Annotated in this window: 10 protein-coding genes; 7 read left to right on the top strand and 3 right to left on the bottom strand. The window is 67.1% G+C overall.

The features are described 5' to 3' along the window. From R1101_RS0110365 to R1101_RS0110355, 3 genes are all read right to left on the bottom strand, one after another. Positions 1 to 676: AMP-binding protein (locus R1101_RS0110365; RefSeq protein ID WP_016933365.1), on the bottom strand; the 676-nt coding region annotated here is incomplete at its 3' end. A gap of 4 nt (positions 677 to 680) precedes the next feature. Further along, positions 681 to 1,796 carry an acyl-CoA dehydrogenase family protein gene (locus R1101_RS0110360; protein ID WP_016933364.1) on the bottom strand — a complete coding sequence of 372 codons (1,116 nt, stop codon included), beginning with the start codon at positions 1,794 to 1,796 and terminating at the stop codon, positions 681 to 683. A gap of 15 nt (positions 1,797 to 1,811) precedes the next feature. After that, the gene (locus R1101_RS0110355) at positions 1,812 to 2,996 is read right to left on the bottom strand and encodes an acyl-CoA dehydrogenase family protein (protein WP_016933363.1); all 1,185 of its coding nucleotides are present in this window, start codon (positions 2,994 to 2,996) and stop codon (positions 1,812 to 1,814) included. Positions 2,997 to 3,128: 132 nt separating this feature from the next. Here R1101_RS0110355 and R1101_RS0110350 point away from each other — a divergent pair, with 132 nt between their 5' ends. From R1101_RS0110350 to R1101_RS0110320, 7 genes are all read left to right on the top strand, one after another. Beyond that, positions 3,129 to 3,314 carry a ferredoxin gene (locus R1101_RS0110350; RefSeq protein WP_016933362.1) on the top strand — a complete coding sequence of 62 codons (186 nt, stop codon included), beginning with the start codon at positions 3,129 to 3,131 and terminating at the stop codon, positions 3,312 to 3,314. Positions 3,315 to 3,447: 133 nt separating this feature from the next. After that, positions 3,448 to 4,374 carry a 3-oxoacyl-ACP reductase gene (locus R1101_RS0110345; RefSeq protein WP_016933361.1) on the top strand — a complete coding sequence of 309 codons (927 nt, stop codon included), beginning with the start codon at positions 3,448 to 3,450 and terminating at the stop codon, positions 4,372 to 4,374. Between the two features lie 466 nt (positions 4,375 to 4,840). Then, entirely contained in the window at positions 4,841 to 5,605 is a 765-nt protein-coding gene (locus R1101_RS0110340; RefSeq protein WP_016933360.1) for an MlaE family ABC transporter permease, read from the top strand. Between the two features lie 16 nt (positions 5,606 to 5,621). Then, the gene (locus R1101_RS0110335; protein ID WP_026003117.1) at positions 5,622 to 6,470 is read left to right on the top strand and encodes an MlaE family ABC transporter permease; all 849 of its coding nucleotides are present in this window, start codon (positions 5,622 to 5,624) and stop codon (positions 6,468 to 6,470) included. Between the two features lie 10 nt (positions 6,471 to 6,480). Then, entirely contained in the window at positions 6,481 to 7,659 is a 1,179-nt protein-coding gene (locus R1101_RS0110330) for an MCE family protein (protein WP_016933358.1), read from the top strand. Positions 7,660 to 7,661: 2 nt separating this feature from the next. Then, positions 7,662 to 8,681, top strand: a complete 1,020-nt coding sequence (locus R1101_RS0110325; protein ID WP_026003116.1) for an MCE family protein — start codon at positions 7,662 to 7,664, stop codon at positions 8,679 to 8,681. Further along, positions 8,678 to 9,235 (top strand): MlaD family protein (locus R1101_RS0110320; protein ID WP_016933356.1); only part of this gene is annotated, 558 nt, incomplete at its 3' end. The genes R1101_RS0110325 and R1101_RS0110320, both read left to right, overlap by 4 nt.

Genomic DNA, 9,235 nt, shown 5'->3' with positions numbered 1-9,235 from the left:
GCAGAGCGACGCTCCCGCCGCGCGGCCGAGCCCGACTCGACCAACCCGCGATCATCGCGTTGGAGTGGAACAGCGGCATCGCCACGTACACGGTGTCGCCCGGTCCGAGCCCGAATCGCGTGGCGAGCATCGTCGCCGGCTCCGTGAACTTCCGGTGCGTACACCGCACGGCCTTCGGATCGCCGCTCGTACCGGATGTGAAGATCAGCATGAACAGGTCGTCGGGGGAGGGCGCGGCCGTCTCCACGACGGTGTCGGCGAACGGCGCGAGCATGGTCGCCCAGCCGGGGGAGTCGACGTCGATCACCCGCACCTCGCCGAGATCCATACCGTCGAGCAAGGATGCGTGCGCGGCCTCGGTGAACACGACCCGGCACTCGGCGAGCGTGATGTCGCGCGCGAGCGCCGCGCCCCGCCGGGTCGTGTTCAGGCCCACCACCACGGAACCGGAGAGGGCCGCGGCACCGAGCAGCAACGAGAACTCCGGGATGTTGTCCATGAGGATCCCGATGTGCTTCGGCGCCGGACCGCCGAGCATGCCCTGCAGCAGGGCGGCCCGTTGTCGGGACAGTGCGACGTGCTCGCGCCACGACAGTTCGGTTTCTTCGAAACGCAACCCTCGGTCGTCGACGTCGGTCAGTCGCTCGAGCAGTTCGGTGACGGTGGGAGCAGCCATGTGATCAGACCGGAATGTCGGCGAGTTCGCGCCCGAGCGCACGCAACTGGTCGGTGGCCGAGCCGAGCAGGAACTCGTGGTGCTTGGCCGCCAGGAAGTAGCGGTGCACCGGATGGTCCTCGTCGAGTCCGACGCCGCCGTGCACGTGCACGGTCGTGTGTGCCACACGGTGTCCCGCGTCGGCGGCCCAGAAGGCCGCGGTGCGCAGGGCGTCGTCGTGAGGCTCTCCCGATGCCATGCGGAAAGCGGCCTGCCACAACGTCAGTCGCACCGCCTTGACGTCGATGTAGGCGTCGGCGAGTCGTTGGGAGACGGCCTGGAAACTGCCGATGGGACGGTCGAACTGGACGCGTTCGCGTGCGTACTGCGCGGTGAGTTCGAGTGCCTGTTCGAGGACACCGCACTGGTAGGCGGCCGAGCCGAGCAGGCTGCGGTCGCGCAACCATGCCGCCACGGCGAGGCCGTCGGTGCCGAGAACGCGATCGGCGGCAAGAGCGACCTGCTCGAGGGTGAGGATGCCGCGGCTGCCGAAGTCCGTGGTCTGCTGCCGGGTGACCGAGACACCCGGATCGTCGCGACGCACGAGGAAGACCGCCACCGAGTCGCCGGTGGTGGCCGGGACGAGGAAACCGTCGGCGATCGGTGCCGCATCGACGACGATCTTGACCCCGTCGAGCACGTGGCCGTCTCCCGATGCCTGCGCCCGGGTGGCCGGTGCCGTGGGATCCGGGTTCAGATCCTCCGCGAGTGCGGCGGAGAGGATCTGCTCGCCGGTGGCGGCGGGGCGGCCCCATCCGGCCTGCTGCTCGGCGGTGCCGAACTCCGCAATCGCCGACGCGCATGCGGCGACCGACGTGAGATACGGGACGGCTGCGACGCCGCGGCCGAGTTCGCGCAGGATGCTCGCCTGCTCGAGCGGGCCGTATCCGTCGCCGCCCACGGACTCGGGAAGAGCGGCACCGAGCACACCCGACGACGCGAGCGTGTCCCACAGGATGCGGTCGAGACGGTCCTCGGCAGCGTCGAGGGTGCGCAGGTGCTCGTTGGTGACGATGTCGGCGACGATGCTGCGGGTCAGTTCGGCGAGATCGTTCTGGGCCTCGGTGAGGGTGAAGTCCACGGTGCGCGTCCTTGTCTAACGCTTGGCGGGCGGCTGGCCGAGGGCAGTCATCGCGATGATGTCGCGCTGGACCTCGTTGGTGCCGCCGCCGAAGGTGAGGATGAGGGAACTGCGGTGCATACGTTCGATCCGGCCGCGCAGCAGCGCGCCGGCCGAGTTCTGCCGTACCGTCGCCGCCGGTCCGAGGACCTCCATGAGCAACCGGTAGGCCTCGGTGGCGAATTCGGTTCCGAAGACCTTGTTCGCCGAGGCGGCCTCCGGACCGAGGGGGGTCGTGCCGGCGCTCGAAGCGATGTCCCAGTTCATCAGCTGCAGGTATTCGGCCTTCGCGTGGACGCGTGCCAGATTCACCTGCACCCATTCCTGGTCGATCACCCGCCGCCCGTCCGGCAGATGCGTCTCCTGCGCCCAGCGGCGGACCTCCGTCAGGGCCGTGCGCACGGGACCGGCGGAGGTGAGCGCGACCCGTTCGTGGTTGAGCTGGTTGGTGATGAGGGCCCAACCGCCGTCGACCTCGCCGACGAGCGCGGACGCCGGGACGCGTACGTCCTGGTAGTAGGTGGCGCTGGTGTCCGGACCGGCCATGGTGTGCACAGGGGTGTACGAGAATCCGGGAGTGTCGGTCGGCACGATGAAGACGCTGATCCCCTTGTGCTTCCGGACATCCGGGTCGGTTCGGGCGGCGAGCCACACATAGTCGGCGTAGGCGATCAGGCTCGTCCACATCTTCTGACCGTTGATGACCCACTCACCGCCGTCGCGCACCGCGGTGGTGCGCAGGGAAGCGAGGTCGGTGCCGGCGCCCGGCTCGGAATAGCCGATCGAGAAATGCAGTTCGCCTGCGGAGATGCGGGGGAGGAAGAACTCCTTCTGCTCGTCCGTGCCGTAATGCATGATCGTCGGCGCGACGGAATCGATGGTGAGGAACGGGACGGGCGCGCCGGCGATGGCCGCCTCGTCGGTGAAGATCAGTTGGTCCATCGCGGAACGGTTCTGGCCGCCGTACTCCTCGGGCCAGCCGAGGGTGAGCCATCCGTCCTTGCCCATCTGCTGCACGACCTCGCGGTACACGTTGCCGACGCCGTACTCGCCGGTCGTGGCAGCGAGCGCGTCGCGGCGTTCGGGTGTCATGATCTGGGCTAAATAGGCCCGCAATTCCTCGCGGAGGGCTCGTTGCCCCGGGGTGTAGGAGATGTCCACGAACGCTCCGTTCCGTCGCTGCGGGTCCCTGTGAATCGTCTTTGTGGGATCCCCGCGAATCATTGCACAAAATTGGAACGCGTTCTAGTCTGGATGCAATCGGTCGGCGCGAATGTGAAGCGAGGTCCTCGGATGGATGTCAAGGTCGACTTCGACCGCTGCGAAGCCAACGGCGTGTGCGTCGGGCTGGCTCCCGACGTGTTCGATCTCAACGACGACGACGAATTGATCGTCACGCGGCCCATTCCCGAAGGGAGTGAAGGCGCCGTTCGCGAGGCCGTCGCCCAGTGCCCGCGTGCGGCGCTCGCCGAGGCCTGAGCCACGCGCGGTGATCGGCACCGGTCACCGCCGAGAGAAGTAACAAGTTCTACATTTTCGGTACCTCCAGGTCCTGGTCGGGAGAGTACCCGCGTGCGGCCGGAAATCGGCCCGAATCTCGAGGAGTACGTGGATGAGTGCGGACGCCGGCGGTGGCGTGGAGAACGACGGTCGGGTGTCTCTCGAAGGGCGGGTCGCCGTCGTCACCGGAGCCGGAGCGGGTCTCGGCCGTGCCGAGGCGCTTGCGCTGGCACGTGCCGGAGCATCGGTGGTCGTCAACGATCTGGCGGAGAACGACGCGGTGGAGGACACCCTCACGCGCATCCGCGATCTCGGGGTCGACGCGGAATTCGTGCCGGGCAGTGTGGCCGAGCGTGAGACCGCCGACGCGATGCTCGCTGCCGCCCAGGGCAAGCTCGGCGGCCTCGACATCGTCGTCAACAACGCGGGCATCACGCGGGATCGGATGCTGCCCAACATGTCCGAAGACGAATGGGATTCCGTGGTGGCCGTGCACCTGCGTGGTCACTTCCTGTTGTCCCGCAATGCCGCGGCCTATTGGCGCGACCGGTCGAAGCAGGAGGGTGGCCCCGTCTACGGGCGTCTGGTCAACACCTCGTCGGAGGCCGGTCTGCTCGGGCCGCCCGGGCAACCCAACTACGGTGCCGCCAAAGCCGGCATCACCGCGCTCACCCTCTCGGCCGCCCGTGGTCTCGAGCGGTACGGTGTCCGCGCCAACGTGATCTGCCCGCGAGCGCGGACGTCGATGACCGAGTCGGTCTTCGGTGATGCGCCGGACGACGGCATCGATCCGCTCTCGCCCGACCACGTCGCGAATCTGGTCGCCTATCTCGCCTCCCCGGCGGCCGGGCGCGTCAACGGGCAGGTCTTCATCGTCTACGGCCCGATGGTGGCGCTGATGGCGGCACCGGTGGTCGAGCAACGCTTCGATGCCGACGGGCAGTGGACCCCCGAGGCGCTCGCCATCGAGCTCGGCGGATACTTCGCCGACCGCGATCCGGGCCGGACGTTCTCGGCGTCGTCGGCCCTCGATCTCTAGTCTCCCGGCTGCCCCGCCGTCGCCCGTCCGGGAACGGCGGGGACGCCACGTCTTCGTCCCGGGCCGGGATTCTGCAAGCGTGACGGGCACCGTGGAATTCCGGTAGCCTCACGCCCACTCGGGTCGTTTCTCCGGCTCTCGTGGGTTCCCGCTGCCAGGCCTGATACGTGTTCTAATTCTCTTCGTGCTCCGACGCCTCGGGCCGATGCCGACGGCGTCTCGTGCCGGTGTGATCGAGCCCGAGCTCCACGTCGGAAATCCCACCGAAATTCCAGCGTAAAGCCACTTGCGAGCGTGTCGATGCGCGCCCGTCGGTGCGTGCATGTCCGTTCGGACGGAAATGGATCGAGATGTCCCAGGACGGATCTTTGACAGGTGAACACGTTCTAGTTAATATGACCCGGGTCACAGCACATGCCATCGATCGGCCGCGCGCCGACGACGTGAGGATCGAAGGGGGCGCACGATGGTAGACCTCCTCGAGGTTCCCTTACGGGCGGTGGGCGGACTGTTCGCCATGACCGGCGAGACCGCCCGGGCGGCCTTCCGCCGTCCCTTCCAGCGACGCGAATTCGTCGATCAGGCATGGTTCGTCGCCCGCGTCTCGCTGGTACCCACCGTTCTGGTGGCGGTGCCGTTCACGGTCCTGGTGAGCTTCACCCTCAACATCCTGCTCCGGGAGATCGGTGCCGCCGACCTCAGCGGCGCGGGTGCGGCCCTCGGCGCGGTGACGCAGGTGGGGCCCATGGTCACCGTGCTCATCGTCGCCGGTGCCGGCGCCACCGCGATCTGCGCCGATCTCGCGGCCCGCACCATCCGCGAGGAGATCGACGCGATGCGAGTGCTCGGCATCGATCCGATCCAGCGTCTCGTCGTCCCCCGGGTGCTCGCGTCCACCGTCGTCGCGCTGCTGCTCAACGGTCTCGTGTGCACGATCGGCATCCTCGGCGGATTCGCCTTCTCGGTCTTCCTCCAGGACGTCAATCCCGGCGCGTTCATCAACGGCATCACCCTGCTCACCGGTTTCGGAGAACTGATGATCTCCCAGGTGAAGGCGGGCTTGTTCGGCATGATCGCGGGCCTGGTCGCGTCCTACCTCGGCCTCAATGTCAAAGGTGGAGCGAAGAGTGTCGGCGACGCCGTCAACCAGACGGTCGTGTTCGCGTTCATGGCACTGTTCGTGGTCAACCTCCTCGTCACGGCCGTCGGCATCAAGCTGACCGCGGGATGAGGGGAGCGGAGAATTCATGGCAGTGATCTCTCGGCGCTTTCCCCGTGCGGTTCGGCGCGCGACACGAGTGTCGTCCACAGTGGACCGGGTGGGGGAGCAGGCGCTGTTCTTCGCGCGTGCTCTCGCGACCGTGCCCCGGGCGTTGATGCACTACCCCAAGGAGACGGTGCGGCTCGTCGCCGAGATCAGCATGGGCACCGGCGCACTCGCCGTCATCGGCGGCACCGTCGTGATCGTCGGCTTCCTCACGCTGTTCACCGGCGGCATCATCGCCGTACAGGGGTTCAGCTCCCTCGGCAACATCGGCGTCGAAGCGCTCACCGGCTTCTTCGCGGCCTTCATCAACGTGCGCATCGCCGCCCCGACGATCGCCGGGATCGGGCTGGCGGCCACCATCGGTGCCGGCTCCACCGCCCAGCTCGGCGCCATGCGTGTCTCGGAGGAGATCGACGCGCTCGAGACCATGGCGATCCCGTCCATCCCGTATCTGGTGTCCACACGCGTGCTCGCCGGGATGATCGCGATCGTTCCGCTGTACTCGCTCGCCGTGATCGCCTCGTTCGTCGCGAGCCGTTTCGCGACGGTGGTGCTCTACGGCCAGTCGGCGGGCGTGTACGACCACTACTTCACGACCTTCCTGATACCCACCGACATCCTGTGGTCGTTCGTCCAGGCCATCGTGATGGCGATCGCCGTGATGCTCATCCACACCTACTACGGCTTCACCGCGGGCGGCGGCCCCGTCGGTGTCGGCGTCGCGGTGGGCAACGCGGTGCGGGCCTCGCTCGTCGCGGTTGTCACCGTCACCCTGCTCATCTCGCTCGCCGTCTACGGCGCGACCGGCAACTTCAACCTGTCGGGATAGGGCGCGCGACATGGAAACTCCTTCGTGGAAGAAGAAGCTCGCCGCCTTCGGTCTCCTGGGCGGACTCGCCGCGATCGTCGCGGTGGCACTGACGATGTTCACGGGCGGTTTCACCTCGACGGTCCCGCTCACCGTCACCTCACCGCGGTCCGGTCTGGTGATGGAACCCGACGCCAAGGTGAAGATGCGCGGCGTCGAGGTGGGGCGGGTGGCCTCGATCGAGCACACACCCGCCGGCGCGGTCCTGCAGCTCGACATGCAGCCCGGACAGATGCAGCTCATCCCGTCGAACGCGCGGGTGGCGATCGAATCCACCACGGTCTTCGGCGCCAAGTTCGTCGACATCGTCGTCCCCGACGATCCGTCGTCCGTGCCGATGCAGGAAGGCGCCGTGATCGCGGCCGACAACGTCACCGTCGAGTTCAACACCGTCTTCGAGCACCTGTCCGACGTGCTCGCCCAGATCCAGCCCGAGAAGCTCAACGCCACCCTCGGTGCGCTGTCGGAAGCACTCAACGGACGCGGCGATGCCCTCGGTGCGGCTCTGGTCGAGGCCGATGCGTATCTCGCCGAGATGAATCCGTCGCTCCCGCAGCTGCAGGCCGACCTCGTCTCGGCCGCACAGGTCACCGATGTCTACGCCGATACGGCGCCCGACCTCATGACCACGATCGGCAATGCCACCGATGTCGGCAACACCGTCGTCGACGAACAACAGCAACTCGATCTGCTGCTGATGAACCTCACCGGTCTCGCGAACACCGGACGGGACGTCCTGGGGGAGAACGAAGCACAGTTGACCACCGCACTCGACAGCCTGAGCCGCACCACGGGTCTGCTCGGGGAGTACTCGCCGCAATTGACCTGCTTCATCATCGGTCTCAACGACGCCCGGGTGGCGTTCGAGCCGATGGCCGGCACCGGGGAGTACGCCGCGCTGATGCTGAGCACCAGCTTCATGGGTGGCGCGACGCCGTACAACGACGCCCAGGATCTGCCGGTGGTCGGCGCCACCGGCGGACCGAGCTGCCGGGGCCTGCCGAACTTCGATCCGCGACGCGACGGTAACGCGCCGTTCGTCGTGTCCAACACCGGCGAGACGCCGTACAAGCCCGCCACGGAGGCCTGGATCCGGTACCCGACGATCTTCCAGTACCTGTTCGGCGATCAGCTCGCGGGTGGGCGGTGACCATGAGAGCGACCACCGTCAAATTCCTGATCTTCGCGGTCACGATGGCGTTGATCTTCGCCGGGCTGGCCGTCGTGTTCAGCCAGGCCCGGTTCACGGGTACCGACAACTACCGGGCGACGTTCACCGATGTGTCCGGACTCGGCACCGGCGACAAGGTCCGCATCGCCGGCGTGCAGGTCGGCTCGGTGAAGAAGGTCGACATCGGCCGCGACAACACCGCCGAGATCGAGTTCGACGTGGATGCGAAGCACACGCTGTTCACCAGCACCCGCGCGACCGTACGGTACGAGAACCTCGTCGGTGACCGGTATCTCGAACTGCTCGAAGGCGCCGGCAGCGTCGACGTCCTGCCTGCCGGTGGGCACATCCCGATCGAACAGACCGAACCGGCCCTCGACCTCGATCTGCTCCTCGGCGGATTCAAGCCGCTGCTGCAAGGACTCGACGCGCAGCAGGTCAACGATCTCTCCGGTGCACTGCTGCAGGTCTTCCAGGGGCAGGGCGACACACTGGTGTCGTTACTGGGCAACACCAACTCGTTCACCAACTCCCTCGCCGACCGCGACCAGCTGATCGGCGACGTCATCGACAACCTCAACGCCGTCCTCGGCACGATCGACGACCACGACCGTGAGTTCGAGAACACGATCGAGCAACTGAGCACGCTGGTCGGCGGATTGGCCGCCGACCGCGACCCGATCGGCGCCTCGATCCCGCAGATCGCCTCCGGCACCGCCGATCTGGCCGCGTTGCTGCAGAACAATCGGCCCGATCTGCAGTCCGTCATCGCCGAGACGAACCGCACCATGACCCAACTCGATCTCGGCAAGGACGACATCAACCGCACACTCGAACGACTGCCGTCCGACTACAAGAAACTCATCCGCGTGGGTGCATACGGTAACTTCTTCCAATTCTTCCTCTGCGCCAATACTTTCAAGTTCTCCGGTCCGGACGGCACCACCATCCGGTACACCTCGGCGAACCACGACACGGGAAGGTGTGCGAAGGTCGAATGAGTGCACCCCGTGACCCCAACTACATCCGGACCGGGATCATCGGTCTGGCAGTGTCCGCCGCGATCGTGCTGGCCGGTCTGCAGTACGACCAGCTGCACTTCCTCTCCGGTGGCCTGAGTTACTCGGCGCGCTTCCAGGACGCCGGCGGTCTGGTGCCCGGTGACGACGTCATGCTCGCCGGGGTGAACGTCGGCGACGTCACCGACGTGCGCCTCGACGGTCAGGCCGTGCTGGTGAGCTTCCGCATCCGGGACGGTATCGGACTCGGCGACACCACCGGCGCCGACATCAAGACCAACACCGTGCTCGGCCGGAAGTCGCTGGCGCTGCGCCCCGGTGGCGACGGTGTGATGCGCCCGAACTCGATCATCGGTATCGAGCGCACCAATTCGCCGTACTCACTGACCGACGCTCTCGGCGACCTCACGACGACCGTCTCCGAACTCGACACCGATCGCATCAACGACTCGCTCGACGCGCTGTCGCAGACCCTCGAGAACACCCCGCCCGAGATCCAGGGCGCACTGGAGGGCATGACCCGCCTGTCGCAGTCG

This window comes from Rhodococcus sp. R1101 (genome assembly GCF_000278445.1).
GTDB lineage: Bacteria > Actinomycetota > Actinomycetes > Mycobacteriales > Mycobacteriaceae > Rhodococcus > Rhodococcus gordoniae.
The sequence above is the reverse complement of the archived record's forward strand: the minus strand, read 5'-3'. Positions and strand labels throughout refer to the sequence as shown.

Bases quoted from the DNA above. Each gene is read 5' to 3' on its own strand.
- R1101_RS0110350 (WP_016933362.1), top strand. From the start codon at position 3,129: ATGGATGTCAAGGTCGACTTCGACCGCTGCGAAGCCAACGGCGTGTGC.
- R1101_RS0110335 (WP_026003117.1), top strand. From the start codon at position 5,622: ATGGCAGTGATCTCTCGGCGCTTTCCCCGTGCGGTTCGGCGCGCGACA.
- R1101_RS0110345 (WP_016933361.1), top strand. From the start codon at position 3,448: ATGAGTGCGGACGCCGGCGGTGGCGTGGAGAACGACGGTCGGGTGTCT.
- R1101_RS0110340 (WP_016933360.1), top strand. From the start codon at position 4,841: ATGGTAGACCTCCTCGAGGTTCCCTTACGGGCGGTGGGCGGACTGTTC.
- R1101_RS0110325 (WP_026003116.1), top strand. From the start codon at position 7,662: ATGAGAGCGACCACCGTCAAATTCCTGATCTTCGCGGTCACGATGGCG.
- R1101_RS0110330 (WP_016933358.1), top strand. From the start codon at position 6,481: ATGGAAACTCCTTCGTGGAAGAAGAAGCTCGCCGCCTTCGGTCTCCTG.